Annotated in this window: 27 protein-coding genes; 16 read left to right on the top strand and 11 right to left on the bottom strand. The window is 73.2% G+C overall.

Annotated elements, in window-relative coordinates; genetic code table 11:
• Positions 1-79 precede the first annotated feature (79 nt).
• The gene (locus BLW47_RS00225; protein ID WP_091549918.1) at positions 80-559 is read left to right on the top strand and encodes a DUF6232 family protein; all 480 of its coding nucleotides are present in this window, start codon (positions 80-82) and stop codon (positions 557-559) included.
• A gap of 24 nt (positions 560-583) precedes the next feature.
• Here the strand turns inward: BLW47_RS00225 and BLW47_RS00220 are convergent, their stop codons facing one another.
• Together BLW47_RS00220 and BLW47_RS00215 are read right to left on the bottom strand one after the other, a co-directional pair.
• Positions 584-1,450 (bottom strand): helix-turn-helix domain-containing protein, encoded by an 867-nt coding sequence (locus tag BLW47_RS00220; RefSeq protein ID WP_091549916.1) that lies wholly within the window; start codon positions 1,448-1,450, stop codon positions 584-586.
• A 187-nt stretch (positions 1,451-1,637) separates the two neighbouring features.
• Complete coding sequence (locus tag BLW47_RS00215) at positions 1,638-1,823, bottom strand: DUF397 domain-containing protein (protein ID WP_091549913.1); 186 nt, start codon at positions 1,821-1,823, stop codon at positions 1,638-1,640.
• A 222-nt stretch (positions 1,824-2,045) separates the two neighbouring features.
• Between BLW47_RS00215 and BLW47_RS00210 the strand changes: the two genes are divergently transcribed.
• The gene (locus BLW47_RS00210) at positions 2,046-3,056 is read left to right on the top strand and encodes an SMP-30/gluconolactonase/LRE family protein (protein ID WP_091549911.1); all 1,011 of its coding nucleotides are present in this window, start codon (positions 2,046-2,048) and stop codon (positions 3,054-3,056) included.
• Here the strand turns inward: BLW47_RS00210 and BLW47_RS00205 are convergent.
• Both BLW47_RS00205 and BLW47_RS00200 read right to left on the bottom strand, forming a co-directional pair.
• On the bottom strand, positions 3,046-3,378 hold the full coding sequence (locus BLW47_RS00205; RefSeq protein ID WP_091549909.1) for a DUF3817 domain-containing protein: 333 nt from the start codon (positions 3,376-3,378) through the stop codon (positions 3,046-3,048). The two genes, BLW47_RS00210 and BLW47_RS00205, sit on opposite strands and share 11 nt — an antisense overlap.
• Positions 3,379-3,405: 27 nt before the next feature.
• A complete protein-coding gene (locus BLW47_RS00200; RefSeq protein ID WP_091549907.1) occupies positions 3,406-3,798 on the bottom strand; it encodes a hypothetical protein in 393 nt (130 codons plus the stop codon).
• A gap of 137 nt (positions 3,799-3,935) precedes the next feature.
• Between BLW47_RS00200 and BLW47_RS00195 the strand changes: the two genes are divergently transcribed.
• The 3 genes from BLW47_RS00195 (at position 3,936) to BLW47_RS00185 (ending at position 5,221) form a co-directional block, all read left to right on the top strand.
• Entirely contained in the window at positions 3,936-4,280 is a 345-nt protein-coding gene (locus BLW47_RS00195; protein WP_091549904.1) for a DUF6158 family protein, read from the top strand.
• A complete protein-coding gene (locus BLW47_RS00190; RefSeq protein ID WP_091549901.1) occupies positions 4,270-4,605 on the top strand; it encodes a hypothetical protein in 336 nt (111 codons plus the stop codon). The genes BLW47_RS00195 and BLW47_RS00190 overlap by 11 nt, the downstream gene beginning before the upstream one ends.
• Before the next feature lie 88 nt (positions 4,606-4,693).
• Positions 4,694-5,221, top strand: coding sequence for a DUF1360 domain-containing protein (locus BLW47_RS00185; RefSeq protein ID WP_091549899.1), 528 nt, complete (start codon positions 4,694-4,696; stop codon positions 5,219-5,221).
• Positions 5,222-5,281: 60 nt separating this feature from the next.
• Here the strand turns inward: BLW47_RS00185 and BLW47_RS00180 are convergent, their stop codons facing one another.
• Both BLW47_RS00180 and BLW47_RS00175 read right to left on the bottom strand, forming a co-directional pair.
• Positions 5,282-5,494: a hypothetical protein gene (locus BLW47_RS00180; RefSeq protein WP_091549896.1), complete on the bottom strand. Its 213-nt coding sequence runs from the start codon at positions 5,492-5,494 to the stop codon at positions 5,282-5,284.
• Positions 5,491-5,700 (bottom strand): hypothetical protein, encoded by a 210-nt coding sequence (locus BLW47_RS00175; RefSeq protein WP_425435292.1) that lies wholly within the window; start codon positions 5,698-5,700, stop codon positions 5,491-5,493. Before BLW47_RS00175 ends, BLW47_RS00180 begins: the two co-directional genes overlap by 4 nt.
• A gap of 603 nt (positions 5,701-6,303) precedes the next feature.
• Between BLW47_RS00175 and BLW47_RS00170 the strand changes: the two genes are divergently transcribed.
• The 3 genes from BLW47_RS00170 to BLW47_RS00160 all read left to right on the top strand — a co-directional run bounded on the left by BLW47_RS00170 (position 6,304) and on the right by BLW47_RS00160 (position 8,106).
• Positions 6,304-6,669: an STAS domain-containing protein gene (locus BLW47_RS00170; protein WP_091549891.1), complete on the top strand. Its 366-nt coding sequence runs from the start codon at positions 6,304-6,306 to the stop codon at positions 6,667-6,669.
• Positions 6,666-7,598 (top strand): sensor histidine kinase, encoded by a 933-nt coding sequence (locus BLW47_RS00165; protein ID WP_091549888.1) that lies wholly within the window; start codon positions 6,666-6,668, stop codon positions 7,596-7,598. The genes BLW47_RS00170 and BLW47_RS00165 overlap by 4 nt, the downstream gene beginning before the upstream one ends.
• A 223-nt stretch (positions 7,599-7,821) precedes the next feature.
• Positions 7,822-8,106 (top strand): GlsB/YeaQ/YmgE family stress response membrane protein, encoded by a 285-nt coding sequence (locus BLW47_RS00160; RefSeq protein ID WP_091549885.1) that lies wholly within the window; start codon positions 7,822-7,824, stop codon positions 8,104-8,106.
• Positions 8,107-8,245: 139 nt separating this feature from the next.
• On the opposite strand, the gene BLW47_RS00155 is transcribed toward BLW47_RS00160, so the two are convergent.
• Entirely contained in the window at positions 8,246-9,340 is a 1,095-nt protein-coding gene (locus BLW47_RS00155; RefSeq protein WP_091549883.1) for a 3-deoxy-7-phosphoheptulonate synthase, read from the bottom strand.
• Positions 9,341-9,610: 270 nt separating this feature from the next.
• Between BLW47_RS00155 and BLW47_RS00150 the strand changes: the two genes are divergently transcribed.
• From BLW47_RS00150 to BLW47_RS00135, 4 genes are all read left to right on the top strand, one after another.
• The gene (locus BLW47_RS00150) at positions 9,611-9,829 is read left to right on the top strand and encodes a hypothetical protein (RefSeq protein ID WP_091552266.1); all 219 of its coding nucleotides are present in this window, start codon (positions 9,611-9,613) and stop codon (positions 9,827-9,829) included.
• Positions 9,830-9,891: 62 nt separating this feature from the next.
• A complete protein-coding gene (locus tag BLW47_RS00145; RefSeq protein WP_091549882.1) occupies positions 9,892-11,184 on the top strand; it encodes a M16 family metallopeptidase in 1,293 nt (430 codons plus the stop codon).
• Complete coding sequence (locus BLW47_RS00140; protein WP_091549879.1) at positions 11,181-12,527, top strand: M16 family metallopeptidase; 1,347 nt, start codon at positions 11,181-11,183, stop codon at positions 12,525-12,527. Before BLW47_RS00145 ends, BLW47_RS00140 begins: the two co-directional genes overlap by 4 nt.
• A gap of 167 nt (positions 12,528-12,694) precedes the next feature.
• A complete protein-coding gene (locus tag BLW47_RS00135; RefSeq protein ID WP_091549876.1) occupies positions 12,695-13,723 on the top strand; it encodes an aspartate-semialdehyde dehydrogenase in 1,029 nt (342 codons plus the stop codon).
• Between the two features lie 56 nt (positions 13,724-13,779).
• On the opposite strand, the gene BLW47_RS00130 is transcribed toward BLW47_RS00135, so the two are convergent.
• Complete coding sequence (locus tag BLW47_RS00130) at positions 13,780-14,532, bottom strand: IclR family transcriptional regulator (protein WP_091549874.1); 753 nt, start codon at positions 14,530-14,532, stop codon at positions 13,780-13,782.
• A gap of 115 nt (positions 14,533-14,647) precedes the next feature.
• Between BLW47_RS00130 and pobA the strand changes: the two genes are divergently transcribed.
• The 4 genes from pobA to BLW47_RS00110 all read left to right on the top strand — a co-directional run bounded on the left by pobA (position 14,648) and on the right by BLW47_RS00110 (position 18,510).
• Positions 14,648-15,820, top strand: a complete 1,173-nt coding sequence (gene pobA, locus BLW47_RS00125; protein WP_091549872.1) for a 4-hydroxybenzoate 3-monooxygenase — start codon at positions 14,648-14,650, stop codon at positions 15,818-15,820.
• Between the two features lie 118 nt (positions 15,821-15,938).
• Positions 15,939-16,355, top strand: coding sequence for a CBS domain-containing protein (locus BLW47_RS00120; RefSeq protein ID WP_091549870.1), 417 nt, complete (start codon positions 15,939-15,941; stop codon positions 16,353-16,355).
• 131 nt (positions 16,356-16,486) lie between these two features.
• Positions 16,487-17,791 (top strand): NAD(P)/FAD-dependent oxidoreductase, encoded by a 1,305-nt coding sequence (locus tag BLW47_RS00115; protein WP_091549869.1) that lies wholly within the window; start codon positions 16,487-16,489, stop codon positions 17,789-17,791.
• Positions 17,680-18,510: an NADPH-dependent F420 reductase gene (locus BLW47_RS00110; RefSeq protein ID WP_425435331.1), complete on the top strand. Its 831-nt coding sequence runs from the start codon at positions 17,680-17,682 to the stop codon at positions 18,508-18,510. Before BLW47_RS00115 ends, BLW47_RS00110 begins: the two co-directional genes overlap by 112 nt.
• On the opposite strand, the gene BLW47_RS00105 is transcribed toward BLW47_RS00110, so the two are convergent.
• From BLW47_RS00105 to BLW47_RS00095, 3 genes are all read right to left on the bottom strand, one after another.
• Positions 18,507-18,905: a group I truncated hemoglobin gene (locus BLW47_RS00105; protein WP_175543448.1), complete on the bottom strand. Its 399-nt coding sequence runs from the start codon at positions 18,903-18,905 to the stop codon at positions 18,507-18,509. The genes BLW47_RS00110 and BLW47_RS00105 overlap by 4 nt on opposite strands.
• 141 nt (positions 18,906-19,046) lie before the next feature.
• A complete protein-coding gene (locus tag BLW47_RS00100; RefSeq protein WP_245736237.1) occupies positions 19,047-20,690 on the bottom strand; it encodes a hypothetical protein in 1,644 nt (547 codons plus the stop codon).
• Positions 20,687-21,385 (bottom strand): TetR family transcriptional regulator, encoded by a 699-nt coding sequence (locus tag BLW47_RS00095; RefSeq protein WP_091549862.1) that lies wholly within the window; start codon positions 21,383-21,385, stop codon positions 20,687-20,689. The genes BLW47_RS00100 and BLW47_RS00095 overlap by 4 nt, the downstream gene beginning before the upstream one ends.
• Between the last annotated feature and the right edge of the window lie 46 nt (positions 21,386-21,431).

Raw genomic sequence — 21,431 nt, 5'->3', positions numbered from 1 at the left:
GCCGTGGGAGGCACACGTGCATGCTACCCGCGACAATCCGCGCCTACCAGGTGCACAATCCGTTACGCCCGATCATGTAATGGAGCGGAAGCCGGCGCTGCTCTACCGTCAGCCCGGCATCCGCGTCACGCCGGAATGGTTCGTCGTCGCGGAACGTCGGTTCGCGGTGCGCGAGCTGAGCAACCTGCAGACCGTACGCGGCTCCCGGGATCGGCTGACCACGCGCGCGGTCGGCGCCACGGCGGTCGTCCTGGTGGTCGTCGGGGCGGCGCTGGGCTTCCGCGGCCTCGACCACCTCAGCGGGGCGACGTACCTCGCGCTCGCCGTCGCGGCCTTCGTGCCCGGAGCGCTGGCCTGGGCGGGCCACCGGCTCCGGCCCAGGTCGTACGAGCTCTGGGGCTACTACCACGGGCTGAACACGCTGCTGTTCAGCACCGACGAGGAGCGCCAGTACGGCCAGGTGACGCGGGCGCTGCTGCGCGCGCAGGAGGTGACCCGGCTGGGCGGCATCGCCGAGCCGATCGCCTCGAGCCAGGTGTGGGTGCCGCGTCCACGCTGACTCCGCGGTCGGGACGCCGGCGGATCACCGCAGTTCGTCGGCGATCTTCGTGATCAGGGCCAGCGACGCCGTCGCGCTCAGCGACTTGTCCCGCAGCCGCCGGAACATCGCCTGGTACGGCTTCACCGCGTCCGGATTGTCGATCACGTCCTGGACCATCGCCGCCTCGACGTACACGACGTCGCTGTCGTCCGGGTCGGCGAACTCCAGGACCGTGAACGGCGCCGCGACCGCATAGTCCGTCGCGGTGAACGGCAGCACCTGGATCGTCACCCGCTCGGAGGTCGCCATCGCCACCAGATGCCGCAACTGCTCGCGCAGGCACGCCGCCCCGCCGGTCTGCCGGCGCAGCGTCGCCTCGTCGAGCACCACGTGCATCGCCGGTGGTTCCGGCCGCCCCAGCACCTCCCGCTGGCGGCGCAGCCGGATCTCCACGGCGACGTCCACATCGTCCGGGCCCGCCTGCTCCGGCGGGACGGCGGCGGCGAAGATGGCGCGGGCGTACGCCTCGGTCTGCAACAGGCCGGGGATCCCCGCTGCCTGGAAGAACCGCAGGCCGACGGCTTCGGCCTCCAGCCCGATCAGCGCGGCGTAGCTCGGCGCGAGCGCCTCCCGGTACTGCGACCACCACGCGCGGCGGCGGGACGCGCGGGCCAACTCCACCAGCTCGGCGACCTGCCGAGGGTCGGTCAGCCGGTAGTGCTGGAGCAGCGCCTTGAGGTCGTTCGTGGAGACCGAGACGCTGCCCGCCTCGATCCGGATCACCTTGGACAGTGACCAGTCCATCGCGGCGGCGACCTGCTCCTGGGTCATGCCCGCGGCGTCGCGGGCGCGGCGCAGCGCCGAGCGGAGCCGCCGTCGCCCGACGGTCGGTCCCTGCACGGTCGTCATCGGACGCACCCCTCGGAGAACGCGATGGACCACCGCGTGACGAAGCCGAAATCGCCCCGGCCGGGCGGCCCCGAGGGTACACCGAGAAGGTTTCGCCTTTTCCGCGTGACCGTGATGATCCGCGTGATCAGGGGCGCGGATCACCGCGCGCCGGCGACACGCCCGAGCGGTCCCCTGATCACGCGGATCAGGCGGCTCGGAGGGTGGCGATGAAGCGGCGCCAGGCGGGCGCGGGGAAGCTGAGGTGGCGGTCCGGGGACGCCGAGTCCCGCACCGCGGCACCGTCGCCGAGCGCCACCTCGACGCACTGGTGGGAGTCACAACGGCTGCTCTTGCGCCAGGCCGTTGTACCCCGGGCACCGATCTGGGCCATCCTGCGCTCCTTGCGGCAGTCTCCACCGGCCGGGCGCGCCGCGGCGCCCGACCGGGCGTGCGGTTGCGCGCACGCCTGTATAGCGGCGATTGTTAAATTCGCGGTGATTATCCGGATCGTGTCCGTGCGGGCTTCTGTGGTTGATGTGCACCACCTGCGCGCCGCGAGAACATTAGCGATCGGGCATTCCCCCGACAAGGCCGGGACGTGACAATACGGACGATGGACTCACGTTCCGCGCCCCGCTGGATCCGCGCCGCGAAGGCGCCCGCGACCGTCCCGCCGCCGCTCGACGGCGACTGGGCCCCGCTCGACCTGCGGCTCGACTCCGTCGAGCGGTTCACACTGCCCAGCGGAGTCGGGCCCGAGGACGTCCTCGTCGACGATGAGGGGCGGCTCGTCACGGGCGGCGACGACGGGCGGTTGTGGCGCTGGGCGGCCGGCGCACGGCCGGGGGACGAGCCCGAGCAGCTCGCGGAGACCGGCGGGCGCCCGCTCGGCATCGAGCTCGATCCGACCGACGGCAGCCTCGTGGTCTGCGACGCCGAGCGGGGGCTGCTGCGGGTCCGCGCCGACGGCGCGGTGACGAAGCTCGCCGACGCGGCCGGCGGCGCGCCGCTGCGCTTCTGCAACAACGCGGCCGTCGCCGCCGACGGCGCCGTCTTTTTCACCGACAGCTCCGACCGGTACGGGGTGCACACCTGGAAGCGCGATCTGCTGGAACACCGGCCCAACGGGCGGCTGCTGCGCTACGACCCGGGCAGCGGGGCGGTCGACGTGCTGGCGACGGGGCTGTACTTCCCGAACGGGGTGGCGCTCACCCCGGACGGGTCGGCGTTGGTGGTCGCCGAGACGAGCACGCACCGGCTGCTCCGGGTCACCCTGGACGGCGCCGTGACCGAACTCGTCGACCTGCCGGCCTACCCGGACAACCTCTCCGCCGTCGGCGACGGCACCTACTGGGTGGCGCTGCCCAGCCCGCGACTGCCGATCGAGGAGCGGCTGCTGCCGTACCCCTTCATCCGGCAGCTGGCGGCGCTGCTGCCGGACGCGCTGCAGCCGCAACCCCGCCGGTACGGCCTCGTCGCGCTCGTCGACGGGGCCGGGCGGGTGTTGCGGACGCTGCACGGGCCGAGCGGGAGCTACCGGTTCGTGACCGGGGTGCGGCAGGACGGCGACCGGCTCTGGCTCGGCAGCCTGACCGAGCCGGCGGTGGCCCGGGTCAGCGTGTGACCGGCACCTTCTCCGGCTCGGCCGGGGTGCTCGGGCGCGCCCACCGCGTCACGACCCGCTCGGCGTAGAACGACACGAACGGAACGGTGCCGGCGAGCATCACGAGCGCCATCCGCTTGAGCGACCAGTTGCCCCGCCGGGCGAGGTCGAACGCCGCGACCAGGTAGACCATGTAGAGGAAGCCGTGCGCCGGGCCGATGGTCTCGACGACCACCGGCTGATCGAACAGATACTTCAGCGGCATCCCGATCACCACGAGCGCGATCAGCACGACGCCGACGATGTAGGCGATCAGGCGGTATCGGGTCAGGGCAGCGCCCACGTCGGTTCCGTTCCTTCCTGCCGGCGATCAGCCGGGGTAGTCGCCGGGCCGGGCGCCCGGGTTCTCGTTCAGCCACGCCAGGTAGCGGTTGTACTCGGTCAGCTCGGCGTCGCCGCCGTTGTCGGGCACCGGCGCCGGCACACGGTTGCTCCGGACCGGGCGACGGTAGCCGGCCTCCGTCGGCGGGTCGGGCTCCGCGGCCGGCGACGGCTCCCCGGCCAGCGTGTGGCGCAACTCCCGGAGCCACACGAACACGACGAACCCCGCGAAGACCGGCCACTCGACCGCGTACGCCCAACTCAGCGTGTTGCCTCCGGCCGCCCGGCTGATCTGCCACCAGCCGAGCAGCAGGAACGCCACGACGAGGACGACGGCGACCACGTGGCGGACGATCCACGCCGGGGTCAACAGCCGCTTCATGCGCACGAGCGTACCGGCGACGCCCGGCGATCTCCGACAGACGGTCGTAGTACGCCGCGCGGAGTGGGTTTGGTGACAACGCGTTCGGGCAACGTCTAGGCCATACCGGCCCAGACGAGATGAACCCGGGAGCGACGATGACCGACTCAGTCCGCTACGGCGATTACTCACCGGCCAGCTCCGGTACCGCGTTCGAGCCCACCGCCGAGCCGAGACGCGCGGGTTGGGACGGTGACCATGTCCGGGACACCGGCATCGCCGAGCCCGATGAGGACCTCGGCATCGACCCCGCCGAGCTGAGCGACGAGGACCTGCTGCGCGAGATGGGCAGCCTGCACCGCACCCGGATGGACACGCTGCGGCACGCCGCCGACACGGCGCTCGCCACCCACCTGCGCCGGACCGCGGAGCTGGAGACCGAGTACCTGACCCGCTACCCCGGCCGGGAGGTCGACCCGGATCGGCTGCGCGATGCCGACTGAGACCGCCCGCGTCGAGCGTGGCGTCTCCGCCCCGCCGGAGGTGGCCTTCGACACCGCGACCGACCCCGACCTGCGGCCCGCCTGGCTGCCCGAACAACTCCGCGGGGTCCGGCCGAGCCGGGACGCGGACGATCTGACCGTGCGCTGGGACGCCGGATCGTCGGGCTGGTCGCTGGCGCTGCGGGTGCACACCATCGAGGCCGGCGGCGCGACCGTGCGGCTGGAGCTGACCGGGGACGCCCCGCGCGACCAGCTGTCCGCGCTGGCGGAGGAGACCGTCGCGAACCTCACCCGGATGGTGGGGGACCGGCTCACCGCCGGCTGAGGCGTCGCGGACCGGCGTCGCGGACCGGCGTCGCGCAGAGGAGAGGAAACGAGATGACCGAGGAGAAGGACCGGCGGGGAGCGGCCGCATGAGCGTCACGGAGCGGCTGACGCGGCTGCGGAAGGCGTACGCGCCGCACGAGAACCGCCCGCTCGGCGGCTACGTAGCGGCGATGGGGGTCTACGCGGGCGTCGCCGGCGGCCTCGCCGCGCTGGTCAGAGCCACCGGCCGACCCGTGCCGGAGCGGCCGAGCGCCAGCGACGTCGTCCTGATCTCCATCGCCACGCACAAACTGAGCCGCCTGCTCACCAAGGACGCCATCACCAGCCCGCTGCGGGCACCCTTCACCGAGTACGAGAAGCCGAGTGGCAGCGGCGAGGTGATGGAACAGGTACGCGACGAGGGCAGCAGCACGCGGCACGCCGTCGGCGAGTTGCTCAGCTGCCCGTTCTGTCTGGCGGTCTGGGTCGCCACCGGCTTCACCGGGGGACTCGTGCTGGCGCCGCGGCTGACCCGGCTCGCGGCCACCGCGCTGACCGCGGTCGCCGCCTCCGACTTCCTGCAGATGGCGTACGCGACGGCGCAACGGGTCGCCTCCGCCCCGCCGAAGCGGTAGAGCGACTGGTGCGTACAGACCGGCTGCCCGACGTCGCGGGAGCGGGGTCGGGCAGCCGGCTCAGTCCGCGGTGACCTCGGGGCGTTCGAGCCCGGCCCAACCACGGGGGGACTCGGGCTCCCGGTCGTCGGTGCCGACAAGGATGTCCTCATCGACCGCGGTGTCGTCGTGTTCGCCCGCGAAGTCGTTCTCGGTCTCCGGCTCCGGTTCCTCGTCGGGCTGGCCGAGCGCCGGCAGCGGCCTCTCCCGGTCGGGGCTTCCCCGGTCGGTCACGTCGCCTGCCCCCGGTCCAGGACCTCGGCGGCCTCGTCCAGGGCGTACTCGCCCTCGGGCATGGCTCCGATGCGGGTCATCAGATCGGCCGGCAGGTCGGCGGCGACGGCCGCGCGGTGAATGTCCGCCTGCGTCACCCGGTCCCGGCCGACGTAGACACCGTTGAGGAGGGTGTTCAGCTCATGGCTGGGCGCTTCGTCGGTCACGCCCGTCAGCTACCCGGGCCCGGAGAAACCAAACCCGGCGGCGGTGACGTGGGTCACCGGCCGGCGCGGAAGATCCCCGCCCCGGTGCTGGTTGTGCTCACTGTCGGTGTGTTCAGTGTCCCCGGGCCTCATCCCATTTGCCTTCGCGGAATACCGTTCGGCTGGAGCCGCGTCGCGCCACTCGCCGCGAGGCGACCTACACACCGGCGCCCGCGCCGCCCACGGTCTCGACCGTGGGCGGCGCTTTTTCTTGCGCTTCCCGCCCAGTGACGGGCGCGACACGCCGCCCGGAACATCCGGCCCCCGGTGCTGGTTGTGCTCACTGTCGGTGTGTTCAGTGTCCCCGGGCCTCATCCCATTTGCCTTCGCGGAATACCGTTCGGCTGGAGCCGCGTCGCGCCACTCGCCGCGAGGCGACCTACACACCGGCACCCGCGCCGCCCACGGTCTCGACCGTGGGCGGCGCTTTTTCGTTCACGAACCCGTTTCGTGTTCGTGTCCCTACCCGTTGTGCCCCATGTGGGTGATGGGACTCGACGGACGTGGGCACTAGGGTCGGTGCGGAATCACGGCGTCGCTCACGGTGATCGGAGGTGCCGGGACGTGCTGCAACGGCACGGCGAGACCCCCGATACACCGGTCCTCGAACTTCCCCGGCGGGCCGCCGAGTTCGCCATCCTGTCCGCTACCGGACGGCCCGGCCTGCGCCTGGTCGGAGAGGTGGACTGCGCCACCCGGCACATCCTGGACGCCGCGCTCGAAACCCTCTGCGTGGACGCCGGCGACGTGCACCTCGACCTGGCCGAACTCACCTTCATCGACGTCGGAGGGGCGACCTCCCTCGTGCTCTGGGCCAGCCGGCTCCGGCAGGGCTGCCGGATGATCCTGCACGACCCACCGTACGAGCTGCGGCGCATCATCGATATGTTGTGGGGGCAACCGGCCACCATCGAAGTGGACCCGCCATGACCCCGCGCACGACGGAAACGTTCGTTCACGAAGGGCTCCTCTACCGCGGCTGCGCCGATTACCTCGCCGGCACCGTGCCGTTCGTGCGGGACGGCCTCGACGCCGGCGAACCGGTCCTGGTCGCCGTCCCCCAACCGCACGTCGAGCTGATCAGCGACGAGCTCGGCGGCGACGCCGGCCAGGTGCGGTTCCTGGACATGGCGAAGGCCGGTCGTAACCCGAACCGGATCATCCCGTGGGTGCTGCGGGGCTTCGTCGACGAGTTCCGCGGCCGGCCCGTCCGGATCATCGGCGAACCCATCTGGCCCGGCCGCGCCCCCGAGGAGATCCCGCTCTGCGTCCAGCACGAGGCGCTGATCAACGTCGCGCTCGCGGACGCACCCGCCGCCGTGCTCTGCCCGTACGACGCCAACGCGCTCGACGCCGGGGTGCTGCTCTACACGGGTCGCACCCACCCCGTGCTCGTCGAGGACGGCGAACGCCGTCGCCACCCCGGCTACGCCGACCCGTACGCCCTGGTCGCGCTGCTCAATCTGCCGCTGCCCGAGCCGACGGCGCCGGCCGCCGAGCTGACCTTCGACCGCCTCGGCCTCGCCGGCGTCCGTGACCTCGTCGGCGACCGCGCCCGCCGCGCCGGGCTCGCCCCGCGGCGCGTCGTCGACCTGCAGCTGGCGGTCAACGAGATCGCCACCAACGCGGTCACCCACGCCGACGGCTTCGGCGCGGTGCGGGTGTGGCAGGAGGGGCTGCGGGTGCTGTGCGAGGTGCGCGGCCCGGGCGAGCTGACGGACTGGATGGCCGGGCGGCTGCTCCCGCCGCCGGACAGCGCGCGCGGCCGCGGCCTGCTGCTCGCCAACCGCCTCTGCGACCTGGTGCAGACCTACGTCCAGCCGGACGCCATCACGACCCGCCTCCACATGCTGATCTGACCCCCACTTCTGACCCCCGTTGCGTTGATCAAGGCGTCGGCTGCCCGCGCGGCGCCCCCCCGCTGCCCGTCCCTTGATCAACCGAGGGTGGGGTGGGCTGGGGCGTTCCGGCGCGGGTGGAGGGGTGGTCGGCCTACGCTGGGAAGATCCGTGGACGACGACACCTTCGTCGGCTCCTGCATCAGTCGCCGCCGTGCCGCGGCGGTGACCAGGAGGGGGAACAATGATCGGAACAATCATCTGGGCGATCGTCGCCGGTGCGATCATCGGAGCCCTGGGGCGCCTGGTCCTGCCCGGCCGGCAGAACATCTCGGTCTGGGCGACGATCGGCGTCGGTATCGCAGCGGCGCTCATCGGTGGCGTCCTCGCCATGTGGCTCGGTGTGGGCGCGACCCGCGGGGTGGACTGGATCCGGCATCTGATCCAGGTGGCGCTGGCGGCGCTCTTCGTCGCCCTGGCCGCGCGGATCAGCGCCAACCGTCCCGAGCCGCGCCGCGTGACGCGCTGACGCCATCGCCGGGCCGCTCGGGTGGGGACGGCCGGGGCCTCGCCGCCCGGCGGCCGGGCAGAGCGTCGTTGCCCGGCCGTTGCCCGGCCCGGTGGCCGGGCGGAGCGCCGTTGCTCCGCCCACGGCGCGCGCCGCCGCCTCAGCCGGCGACGCGCTCGCCGGCCACCGTCTCGCGGCGCGCCGCCACGGCCCGGGCGAGCCGCTCCAGCACGGCCTCCGTCTCGTCCCAGCCCACGCAGGCGTCCGTGATCGACTGGCCGTACACGAGCTCCCGGGTCGGCTCCAGGTCCTGCCGGCCGGGGACGAGGAACGACTCCAGCATCACCCCGACGATGCCGCGCTGGCCGGCGGCGAGCTGCTCGGCGACCGCGTCGGCCACGATCGGCTGCCGCCGGTGGTCCTTGCCGCTGTTGTCGTGGCTCGCGTCGATCACCAGCCGCTCCGGCAGCCCCGCCGCCCGCAGCAGCTCCAGCGCCCCGGCGACCGCCTCGGCGTGGTAGTTCGGGGCGTTGCGCGCGCCGCGCAGCACGAGGTGACCGTCCGCGTTGCCGCGGGTGTGCAGGATGGCGGGGGTCCCGGACACGTCGATGCCGGGGAAGACGTGCGGTACGCCCGCCGCGCGGATCGCGTCCACGGCGGTCGCGATGCTGCCGTCGGGGCGGTTCTTCATGCCGACGGGCATGGACAGGCCGGAGGCGAGCTGCCGGTGGACCTGACTCTCCACGGTGCGCGCGCCGATCGCGCCCCAGGCGACGGTGTCGGCGATGTACTGCGGCATGATCGGGTCGAGGAACTCGCAGCCCACCGGGAGGCCGGCCCGGACCACCTCCAACAGCAGGGCGCGGGCCGTGCGCAGCCCGGTGTTCACGTCGCCGCTGCCGTCCAGGCCGGGGTCGTTGATCAGGCCCTTCCAGCCGACCGTCGAGCGCGGCTTCTCGAAGTAGACGCGCATCACGACCAGCAGGTCCCCGCTGAGCCGGCGCGCCACCGGCGCCAGCCGGTGCGCGTACTCCAGCGCCGCGGCCGGGTCGTGGACCGAGCAGGGGCCGACCACGACCATCAGGCGGTCGTCGGACCGGTCGAGCACCCGGCCGACCGCTCGTCGCCCGTCGAGCACGGCCGCGGTGAGGGCGTCGTCGAGTGGCAGCTCGTGATGCAGCAGCGCCGGGGTGGTCAGCGGCACGACCTTGTCGATGCGCTGATCGCTGACGCGTCCGGTACCGGTGGTGCCCACTGCAGGCTCCTTCCGCCGGCGTTCCCCCGGGGCCGGCGTCCCGGGATCGAGCCGGCTGCGTGTCGCATGCGAAAGGGCAGGGACGGCGTCCCTGCCCTTGCCGGCTCTGGTGTGGTGACGTCAGGTCATGGCCGAGTCACCGGCACCAGGGCCGGCTGCTCAAACCATCGATAGCACCGCGTCACGCGGCCAACGTTACCCGACGCGACGGCGGTGGGTCGCCCGGCGACGAGGACTACCGATTGGTGGGACGGGGTAAGAGGGGTGACCATGAGCGCACCGATCGATGATCAGGAACGGATCGAGTCGCGGGCCGAGCATCTGCTCCCCGAGGAGCGGGCCGCCGGCAGCGATGACCCACAGGCGCAGGCGGCGGCGATCCTCGCCGAGTCCGACCGGCGCGAGGCCGACCAGCACGCCGCGCCGGACTCGTTCCTGGAGCGCCGCACCTCGACGGAGGCGGCGGCGCCGCCGGAGCCACCGGACTGACCGCCGTACCCCCTGCGTGGCTGTCGGGGCGGACGGTCACCCGATCCGATAACGTCGGCGACATGCCGCCGAACGGGTATCCCTGGCCGATCGAGACGACGCGCCTGGACAACGGACTGCGGGTGACCGTCAGCCAGGACCGCAGCGCGCCCGTCGTCGCCGTCAACCTCTGGTACGACGTCGGCTCCCGGCACGAGCCGCACGGCTGCACCGGCTTCGCCCACCTCTTCGAGCACCTGATGTTCGAGGGCTCGGTGCACGTCGCGAAGTCCGAGCACATGCAGCTCATCCAAGGGGCCGGGGGCTCGCTCAACGCGACGACCAACCCCGACCGCACCAACTACTTCGAGACCGTGCCGGCTGAGCACCTGGCGTTGGCGTTGTGGCTGGAGGCCGACCGGATGGGCGGCCTCGTCCCGGCGCTGAGCCAGGAGACGCTGGATAACCAGCGCGAGGTGGTCAAGAACGAGCGCCGGCAGCGGTACGAGAACGTGCCGTACGGCGACGCCTGGCTGCGCCTGCTCCCCATGCTCTACCCGCCGGGGCACCCGTATCACCACGCCACGATCGGCTCGATGGAGGACCTCAACGCCGCCGACCTGGCGACCTTCAAGAACTTCCACGAGACCTACTACGCGCCGAACAACGCGGTGCTGACCGTGGTCGGCGACGCCGACCCGGCCGAGGTGTTCGGCCTGGCCGAGAAGTTCTTCGGCGGGCTGGCGCCGCGCCCGGACATCCCGGCCGCACCGGAGGGGCGGCAGGTGGTGATCGCCGGGGGGCCGGCGCGTGACCGGGTGGCCGCCGACGTCCCGGCGCCCCGTGTCTACCTCGCCCACCGGACCTATCCGTTCGGCACCGCCGAGTACGACGCGCTCACGGTGCTCGCCGTGGTACTGGGCAGCGGCCGGGGCAGCCGGCTCTACCAGCGGCTCGCCGACGGGGCGCGGCTGGCGCAACCGGACAACATCGGGGCGTACGGCGTCGACCTCGCGCACGGCCCGGCGCCGCTGATCGTGACCGCGACCGCCCGGCCCGGCGTCACCGCCGAGCAGCTCGAGGCGGGGCTGGTCGAGGTGGTCGACGAGCTCGCGTCCGGCGGGGTGACCGAGGCCGAGCTCGACCGGGCCCGGGCCCTGCTGACCACGAGCTGGTGGCGGCAGCTCGCCACCTTCGAGGGGCGGGCGGACACCCTGGGTCGCTACGCCGTGCAGTTCGGCGATCCGGCGCGGGCCGCCGAGCGGCTGCCCGGCTGGCTCTCCGTCACCGCGGAGCGGGCCAGCGGGCTCGCCGCCGAGCTGCTGCGCCCGATCGATCGGGCGACCCTGACCTACGTGCCGGAGGCGATGGCGTGACCCTGACAGCGCAGCGGCCCGCGACCGGCGAGGCCCGCCCGTACCGTTTCCCCGCCGTGGTCCGGCGCTCCGTCGCCGGCGGGAACATCGTCGCGGCGCATGTCCCCGGCCACCAGCTCGCGGTCGCGACGCTGCTGCTCGACGCCGGCGCGCTGCGCGAGCCGGCGGGGCGGGAAGGGCTGGCCGGCGTGGTCGCCAAGGCCCTGGAGGAGGGGACCGCGGCGCGGGACTCGACCGCGTACGCGCTGGCGTTGGAGGGGCTCGGCACCGAGCTGTCCATGGCGGTCGACTGGGACTCGTTCCGGGTCGGCGTGCAGGTGCCGGTTGAACGCCTTCCGCTCGCCGTGGAGCTGCTCGCCGAGGCGGTCCGGACGCCGCGGCTGGACCCCGCGGATGTCACGCGGGTCCGCGACGACGAGGTGACGTCGCTGCGGATGTACTGGGCGAACCCCGGCCCGCGCGCCGACGCCGCGCTGCGCGCCGACCTGTTCGGCGTGGATCAGCGGGCGGGGCGGCCGATGGACGGCGACCCCGACTCGGTGCAGGCGGTGACCGTCGAGGACGTGGTCGACTTCCACCGCGGCTGGCTCACCCGCGCCGGAACGCTGCTGGTCGTCGGTGATCTGGAGCGGCTGGACCTGGACGTGCTGGGCGCCACCGCGTTCGCCGACACCCGGGCCGAGCCGGCCGATGCCGGCCCGCCGCTGGCGGTGCCGACCCGGGCCGAACGCCGGATCATCCTGGTGGACCGCCCCGGCTCCGTGCAGTCCACGCTGCGGTTGGGCCACCCGGCGCCGCACCGGGCGCACCCCGACTACGTGCCGATGTCGCTGGCCTCGACGGTGCTCGGCGGCGCGTTCACGTCCCGGCTCAACCACCTGATCCGCGAGGTGCGTGGCTACACGTACGGCATCCGGTCCGATTTCGGGCTGTCCCGCCGGTTCGGCCGGTTCGTGGTCAGCTCGAACGTCCAGACCGCCGTCACCGCGCCGGCGCTGGTCGACGCGGTGGCGGAGATCGCCCGCACCCAGTCCGCCGGGGTGACCGAGCCGGAGCTGGAGGTGGCGCGCTCCTGGCGGGCCGGGCAGCTCTCCGTGGAGCTGCAAACGCCGCGCGCCGTCGCCGGCGCGCTCGCCACGCTGGTCGTGTACGGGCTCCCCGACGACTACCACGCCCGGCTGCGCGGGGAGCTGCTCGCCGCCTCCGTCGACGACGTCTCCGCCGCGGCGGCGGCGCACCTGCACCCGGAGGGGCTGACCCTGGTGGTCGAGGGGGACGCCGCGGTGATCCGCGACGAGCTCGCCGCGACCGGGCTCGGCGATGTGGTGACCGCCACGTTCTGAGCCCGACGGCGTCGTCGTCGCCGTCGCACGCGGCTCGGCGGAAACTTTGCCGGGTTCAGCGACGGTCGCAGCAAGATCGACGGGGGGTGCGGGGTCGCCGGGGCGGTACCGGCCACAACGCGGGATTTGATTCCTGATCAGGGCCGTTTCGTCGGTAGCCTCGCGGCATGAGGATTGGCATTGTGGGGGCCACGGGCCAGGTCGGCGGCGTGATGCGGCGGATCCTGGAGGAGCGGCAGTTCCCCGTGGAGCGGTTGCGGTTGTTCGCCTCGGCGCGGTCGGCGGGCCGGACGCTGCCCTGGGCGGGCGGCGAGGTCACCGTGGAGGACGCGGCGACCGCGGACTACGGCGACCTGGACATCGTGCTCTTCTCGGCCGGGAAGGGCACGTCGAAGGAGCTGGCGCCGCGGGTGGCCGCGGCCGGCGCGGTCGTGATCGACAACTCGTCCGCGTGGCGGATGGACCCGGACGTGCCGCTCGTGGTCGCCGAGGTCAACCCGGACGCGGCGCGGCAGCGTCCCAAGGGCATCATCGCCAACCCCAACTGCACGACGATGGCGGCGATGCCGGTCCTGCGGCCGCTGCACGACGAGGCCGAGCTGGTCGGCCTGGTCGTCTCGACGTACCAGGCGGTCTCCGGGGCCGGGCTCGCCGGCGTCGCCGAGCTGGACGAGCAGGTGCGCAAGGTCGCGGACGGGGCGGCGGCGCTCGCCCACGACGGGGCGGCGGCCGAGTTCCCGGCGCCGCGCTCCTTCGCCCGCCCGATCGCGTTCAACGTGCTGCCGCTCGCCGGCTCGCTCGTCGACGACGGCTCGGCGGAGACCGACGAGGAGCAGAAGCTCCGCAACGAGAGCCGCAAGATCCTGGACATTCCCGGGCTGAAGGTGTCGGGCACCTGTGTCCGGGTGCCGGTCTTCACCGGGCACTCGCTGCAGATCAACGCCCGGTTCGCCCGCCCGATCACGCCGGAGCGGGCCCGTGAGCTGCTCGACGGGGCGCCGGGGGTGGCGCTGGTCGAGGTGCCGACGCCGCTGGAGGCGGCCGGGCAGGACCCGACGTACGTCGGCCGGATCCGCGCCGACGAGACCGTCGAGCACGGGCTGTCGCTGTTCTGCTCGAACGACAACCTCCGCAAGGGCGCCGCGCTCAACGCCGTCCAGCTCGCCGAGCTGGTGGCGGCCGAGCTTCGCGGCTGACGTGTGCGCAAGGGGCCCCTTGGCGGCGCGTGACGCGGCGCGAAGGGGCCCTGTCGCTACAGGCGGGCGCCGAGGGCGCGGGAGACGCCGCGGGCGGCGGCGGTGACGGCCGGCAGGAAGGGCCCCGGCGCCCGCGAGATCGGTACGACGATCGACAGCGCGGCGACGACGTCGCCGGCGGGCCCCCACACCGGCGCCGCGACCGAGAGCGCGTTGTTCTCCAGGTAGCCGGGGCTGATGGCGGTCCGGGTCCGCCGCACCTCGGCCAGCAGTCGGCGCAGCTCCGGCGGTGACGTCACCGTCCGGTCGGTGAACCGCCGCAGCGGCCCCGCCATCACCCGCTCCTGCACCTCCACGTCGGCGTACGCGAGCAGCACGAGCCCGACGCCGGTGGCGTGCAGCGGCAGTCGTCCGCCGACCCGCGAGACGACGCTCACCGCGTGCCGTCCCGAGATGCGCTCCACGTACAGGGCCTCGTCGCCGTCCCGGACGGCGAGGTGCACGTTCTCGTGCGTCGCCTCGTACAGGTCCTCCAGGAACGGCAGCGCCGCCTCGCGCAGCCCGACGCTGCGCGGGGCGAGCGCGGCGATCTCCCAGAGCCGGAGGCCGATCCGGTACAGCCCCTGTTCGTCGCGCTCCAGCGCGCCCCAGGTGGCGAGCTCGCCGACGAGCCGGTGGGTGGTGGTGAGCGGCAGTCCGGTGAGCCGGGCGAGATCGGAGAGGGTCAGCTCGCGGCGTTGCGCGGAGAACGTCGCGAGCACCCGCAGTGCGCGGCTTGTGACGGTTTCGCCCGACGGGGAGTGCGGCATTTTCCGATCGTGCCCTCAGGTTGCCTTCCGCTCAACGGAAGAGGCCGCTGACGTGGCGTGCTCCGTGCCACATGATCACCGTCAGATTCCACTCCTGTGACTACCCGGAGGCGTTGTGCGTACCCAGGTCGTGATCGTCGGCGCGGGGCCCGCCGGCCTGCTCCTCTCCCATCTCCTGGCGATGTCCGGCATCGACTCCGTCGTGCTCGAGACGCGGAGCCGGGAGTACGTGGAGCGGCGCATCCGGGCGGGCGTGCTGGAGCAGCCGACGGTGGAGCTGCTGCGCGAGGTCGGCCTGGGCGAGCGGATGGACCGGGAGGGCCTGCCGCACGAGGGGATCTCGCTGCGCTTCGACGGCGCGGACCACCGGATCGACTTCGCGGCGCTGACCGGCCGCTCCATCACCGTGTACGGGCAGCAGGAGGTGGTGAAGGACCTGATCGCCGCCCGCACCGCGGCCGGAGGCGACCTGCGCTTCGAGGTCACCGACGTGGCGCTGCACGACCTCGACTCGGACGCGCCGCGCGTGACGTTCCGGGACGCCGACGGGGTGCGGCAGGAGCTGCGCTGCGACGCGGTCGCCGGCTGCGACGGGTTCCGCGGGGTGAGCCGCGGCTCGATCCCGGCGGGCGTGCTGACCACGTACGAGCGGAGCTACCCGTTCGCCTGGCTCGGCATCCTCGCCGAGACCCCGCCCTCGCACGACGAGCTGATCTACTGCTACCACGAGCACGGCTTCGCGCTGCACAGCATGCGCTCCCCGCAGGTCACCCGCCTCTACCTCCAGGTCCCGCCGGACGAGCGGATCGAGGACTGGTCGGACGCGCGGATCTGGGACGAGCTGCACGTCCGGCTGGCCGCCGACGGGTTCGCGCTGACCGAGGGGCCGCTGCTGGAGAAGAGCATCACGCCGATGCGCAGCTTCGTGGTCGAGCCGATGCGGCACGGCCGGCTCTTCCTCGCCGGGGACGCCGCGCACATCGTGCCGCCCACCGGCGCTAAGGGCATGAACCTCGCGATCGCCGACGTGCGGCACCTGTCCCGGGCGCTGACCGCGTGGTTGCGGGAGGGTCGTACGGAGCCGATCGACGGGTACGGGCAGGCGTGCCTGCGCCGCATCTGGCGCGCCCAGCACTTCTCCTGGTGGATGACGTCCATGCTGCACCGGTTCCCGGACGCCGACGCGTTCCAGCACCAGATCCAACTGTCGCAGCTGCGCTACACCGCGACGTCGCCGGCCGCCGCCACCAGCCTCGCCGAGAACTACGTCGGGCTGCCCTTCGACTGAGCGTGCCGTTCTCCTCCGTCCACCCGCGCGCGGGCCGGTCCACCGGCCCGCGCGCGGCGTTACTCGGCGAGGACCGGGGGTACCCGAAATCCGGCGCCCACACGAGAGGAGCACACCGATGACGACCGTCGGAGAGTTCATGACGGCCCGACCCATGACGATGGACGCGGGGAGCAGCTTGTGCGACGCGGCACGACAGATGCGTGACGCGGACATCGGGGACATCATCGTGACCAACGGTGGCGAGGTCCGTGGCATCCTGACCGACCGCGACATCGCGGTCCGGGCCGTCGCCGCCGAGATGGACCCCCGCGCCACCACGCTCAACCAGATCCTCACCGAGGATGTGGTGATGGTGTCACCGCAGGACGATGCGGTGGCGGCAGCCGAACTCATGCGGACCTACTCCGTCCGACGGCTGCCGGTAGTGGATGACGGCCGGCTGGTGGGCGTCGTCTCGATCGGTGACCTCGCCGTCGAGTGGGAGCCCGACTCGGTGCTGGCGGACATCAGCACCGACGAACCGAACAACTGACCGCCGGCCGCGCGGTCGTACGACCGTACACAGTGGTGGGTGTCGGTCCGTGTCCCTGCCGGGTCGCGACCGCCGTCGGCGGTCCGCGGAGCACGGCACCCACCACCCACTGCCATCCGATCGGAGGCGAGATGAGCCCACCCCGCGTGGTCATCGTGGGCGCCGGCTTCGCCGGCTACCAGACCGCCCGTACGCTCTCCCGGCTCGCCCGCGGCGCCGCCGAGATCGTGCTGATCAACCCGACCGACTACTTCCTCTACGTGCCGCTGCTTCCCGAGGTCGCCGCGGGCGTGCTGGAACCCCGGCGGGTTACCGTGGCGCTGCCCGACACCCTTCCCGGCGTCCGCCTCGTGCTCGGCGAGGTGAACGCGGTCGACCTGAACGCGCGACGCGTGCGCTACGTCGACCCGGAGGGCAACCCGGGCGAGCTCGACTACAACCGCCTGGTGCTCGCGGCGGGGAGCGTGAACAAGCTGCTGCCGATCCCGGGCGCCACCGAGCACGCGCACGGCTTCCGCGGCCTGCCCGAGGCACTCTTCCTGCGGGACCACGTCACCCGGCAGATCGAGCTGGCCGACGCGACCGACGACCTCGTCGACCGCGCCGCCCGCTGCACGTTCGTGGTGGTGGGCGCGGGTTACACCGGCACGGAGGTCGCCGCGCACGGCGTGCTCTACACCGACGAGTTGGCGCGCCGTCATCCGCGGCTCGACGGCGAGCGTCCACGGTGGCTGCTGCTCGACATCGCGCAGCGCGTGCTGCCGGAGCTCGACCCGCGGATGTCGGAGACCGCCGACCGCGTGCTGCGCGGACGCGGTGTGGACGTCCGGATGGGAACCTCGGTCACCGAGGTGCGCAAGGACGGGGTGGTGCTCACCGACGGCCAGACGGTGCCGACGCGGTCGCTGATCTGGTGCGTCGGGGTCCGGCCGGACCCGATCGTCGCGGACCTGGGGCTGAAGACCGTCAAGGGTCGCCTGCTCGTTGACGAGTACCTGACGGTGCCCGGTCATCCCGACGTCTTCGCCTGCGGCGATGCGGCCGCGGTGCCCGACTCCACCCGCCCGGGCGAGTTCACCCCGATGACCGCGCAGCACGCGGTGCGGCACGGGAAACTGGTCGCGTACAACATCGCGGCGTCGTACGGGCAGGGGACGCGGCGTCCGTACCGGCATCGGGAGCTCGGCTTCGCGGTGGATCTCGGCGGGAAGGACGCGGCGGCGAATCCGTTCGACGTCAACCTCTCCGGGCCGGCGGCCAAGCTGGTCACCCGCGGCTACCACCTGCTGTCGATGCCGGGCAACCGCGTGCGGGTCGCGGTCGACTGGCTGCTCGACGCGGTGCTGCCCCGGCAGGGCGTGCAGCTCGGGCTGCTCCCGGCGCACGCGGTGCCGCTGGACAACGACGCGCCGGAGTTGGTGCGCACCGCCCGCTGAACGTTCGGGCCGGGGGTCGGGCGACCGTTTCCGGGCGGGCTGGCGGGGTACCCGCGCGGAGCGCAGACGACCGGAAGGACTTATTGATGAACATCGGCATCATCGGGGCCGGCAACGTCGGATCCGTCCTGGCCCGCCGCCTGAACGAACTCGGTCACTCGGTGGCGATCGCGGCCTCCAGCACGGAGTCCCCCCGGCTGGCGAGTGCCGCGGCCGCCGCCGGCGCGACCGCGACCACGGCGGTCAAGGCGGCGTCCTACGGCGACGTCGTCATCCTCGCCGTCCCGTTCACGGCGATGGAGGCGGCGCTCAACAGCGACGTCGTCGGCGCGGTCGCCGGCAAGACCGTCGTCGACGTGAGCAACCCGCTGACCGAGGACCTGATGGCGTTGGAGATCGGGCACACCACGTCGGCGGCGGAGGCCGTCGCCGGGCTGCTTCCCGAGGCCAGGGTGGTGAAGGCGTTCAACACGGTGCTGGCCCCGAACCACGCCCGGCCGGTGCTCGGCGGCGTGCGGCAGTCGCTGCCGGTGGCCGGCGACGATCCGGTGGCGAAGCGGCGGGTGCTCGACCTCGGCACGGAACTCGGCTTCGAGGCGATCGACGTGGGGCCACTGAGCACCGCGCGTTACCTGGAGCCGGTCACGGGACTGCTCATGCAGCTCGGGCACCGGCAGGCGCTCGGCGGGGAGATCGGCTTCGCGCTCGCGCGCGACTAGCTCCAACCCTCTTCGCGGCCGCCGAGTGGCAGCGGGTCGTGCCGGACGATGGTGTGGCGCGCGGCGGTCAGGGTCAGCTCGACGCCCTCGACGATCTCCTGGGTCGCGCCGTGCGCGCGCAGCGCGGTGAGCAGGTAGTGGGCGACCCGCGCATACTGTTCGTCGGTGATGCCGAGGTCGCGGTGGGCCGAGGCGAGATCCGGCGGAACGTGCTGCCCCGGGCCGCGGAGCACCCGGGCCAGCAACGCGGTCTGATGCGCCTTGAGCTGCCCGAGGTCGGCCTTGGCGAAGTACGGCCGCAGCTCCTCGTCGGCGAGCACCAGGTCGTAGAAGCGGGAGATCGCCTGCTTCACGACGGCCGCTCCGCCCAACCGCTCGAAATACGAAACAGTCACTGTTCTGCTCCCGTCCGGGTGCATATGCGGACAACGGCCTACTCGATTCTGAACCCCCGATGAAGGCCCGTACAGTCACGACCTTCCATCCATGGTCATGAGGCACGAACGCGGGCCGAATCCGGACCGGCCGCTGACAAATCAGCCGAGCTGCGGGGGCGCGACCCGGGTCGCGGGACGGTAGATCCGGTAGCCCGGCACCTCGTCCACCGTGACCGGCGTCCCGGCGTCCGCGAGGTGCCGCGCGACGGCGGCGTCGAACGGCGACGGCACGGGCGCGACGTACGCCGGCGCCGCGGCGGCGGCGACCGCGTCGCGCAGCGGCGGATAGCGGTCCAGGCCCGGCTGCAGCTCGTCGCCGAGGACCGCGCAGCGGACGCGTTCGGCGGTGGCGAACGCGACCCGGTTGCAGCTCCAGTACTCGGTGTAGAAGTGGGTGACGCCGAGCCGTTCCAGCGCCGCGACCAGCCCGTCCTGCCGGCGGGTCCGCTCGGCGTACGCCGGCGCCTCGGCCGCGAGCAGGACGGTGGCGGCCGCCATGGTGGCCGCGAGCGCGGCGACCGGGGCGCCGGCGGCGACGCGCCGCCACGCCGGTCCGGGTCGGGTCGCCGCCCGCCAGAGCGGCCAGATCACCGCCGGGACGGAGACCAGCACCAGGCTGAGATAGCGGGCGCTCTCGATCGGGGTGTGACCGGCGGCCGGGCTGCGCGCGTACGAGATCAGGCTGACCACGCCGGCGACCACCAGCGCAAGCGCGGTGGCGTGCCGGACCCGTTCGGCGCGCTCCGCCCGCGACGCGGCCCGCAGGTAGAACCCGGCCGCGACCAGCGCGAGCACCAGGAACACCGGCCCCCACCAGAGCTGCCACGGCTCGCACCGGCTCGGCGCACACAGCCCCGTGCCCAGCGGCAGCCCCTCGACGAAGCCCCCCACCAGCCGGTCCGGCCACGGGGCGTCCTCGGTGACCCCGTTGAGCTGGAAGAAGACCACCGGGGAGCTCTGCGCCAGGGGCGCGACGAGGTTGTGCCCGATCAGCGGCGCGGCGCCGAGCCCGAAGCCGACGAGCGTGACCAGCCCGGCGCGGCCCCACAGCTCGCGCGCGCAACCGACGATCAGCACGGCGGTGGCCGCGGCGAGGTACGGCAGCCCCAGCCAGTGGTTCCAGACCAGCAGCCCAGCGACGACGCCCCAGGCGGCGAAGGCCGGCAGCCGCCGCCGGGTGGCCCGCATCCCGAGCGCGGCGGCGAGCAGGAAGAGCGCGACCGCCGCGGGGCTGACCTCCGGGTATCCGCCGCCCGCGATCAGCTGGTTCTTGACCGTGCGGTCCGCGCCGAACGCCAGCAGCCCGACGGTGGCGACCGCGAAACCGGGCGTGAACAGCCGCCGGCTCAGCCGGTACGCCAGCACGAGGAACGCGGCGTAGAGCAGCAGCGTCGGGATCCGCAGCATCAGCGGCGACGGGCCGAACGCGGCGACCAGCGGGGCGGCCAGGTACGCCTCGATCGTGCCCATGTAGTGCTGGCCGTAGAAGAAGATCGGGAAGTCCCGCCCCTGCGAGATGTGCAACGCGGCGAGCCCCATCGTCGCCTCGTCGCTGTTGGTCGGCGGCGCGCCGGTGAGGATCAGCCAGAGCCGGAAGGCGATGCCGGTCAGGCCCAGCAGCGTCGCCGCCGCGGCCGCCCGCGACACATCGAACCGCGTCCTGTGCTCCCACGCAGTCACCGCAGGAGTCTGGCACAGCCCCTCCGGGCGGCCGTGCCGGGCCGCGCGTGCGGTGACGCTCACGGGCGCACCGTCTGGATCACATCGAGAACGTGCCGGGTGATCGGGCGCAGCACGCGCACCCGGGAGAGTCCGATCCCGCGCTCGATCAGGGGCACCGCGATGTCGATCAGCGCCCGCGTCCTGGCCTGATCCGGCGAGCGGTCGTGCAGCCAGTAGAAGATCAGGGCCAGGTACGCCAGCCACAGCAGATCGGGCAGTTCACTGCGGACCTCCGGGTCGATCCGGGTGGACGAGCCCTCCAGGACCTCGCGGAAGAGGCCGATGCCGACGTGTCGCGGCTCGGCGGACTCGGCGGAGAACGGGCTCAGCGGTGACGTCGGGACGGCCGCGGCCCCCAGCAACGTCCCGGCGAACGCGCGATGGGGGGCGAGCACGTCCAACCCGGCGTGCAGCACCCCGCCCAGCCGCGGGCCCAGGTCGCTCTCCCGGGCCAGCACCGGCCGGGCGACCGTCCGGTGTTCCAGCTGTGTCCCCAGGTAGAACCCCTGGATCAGCTCTTCCTTCGAGCCGAAGTGGTAGTAGGCGTCACCGACGGCGACGCCCGCCTCCTGCGCGACCGCCCGCATGGTGGTCTCGGTGTAGCCACGGTCGCCGAACAGTCGGACCGCGGTGTCCAGGATGAGCCGCCGGGTCTGCTCGTCATGCGCGCCGGCCGGTTCGGCCGCCGCGCCCGGCCGCGCGGTCGGTTCGCTCATCGGTGTCACGGTATCCCCGCCGGTCACCGCGGGGCGCGCACTCCGG

Source organism: Micromonospora pattaloongensis (genome assembly GCF_900107255.1).
In the GTDB taxonomy this organism is placed as follows: domain Bacteria; phylum Actinomycetota; class Actinomycetes; order Mycobacteriales; family Micromonosporaceae; genus Micromonospora_I; species Micromonospora_I pattaloongensis.
Note: the sequence above shows the minus strand (reverse complement) of the source record. Positions and strands in the feature narration are given on the sequence as shown.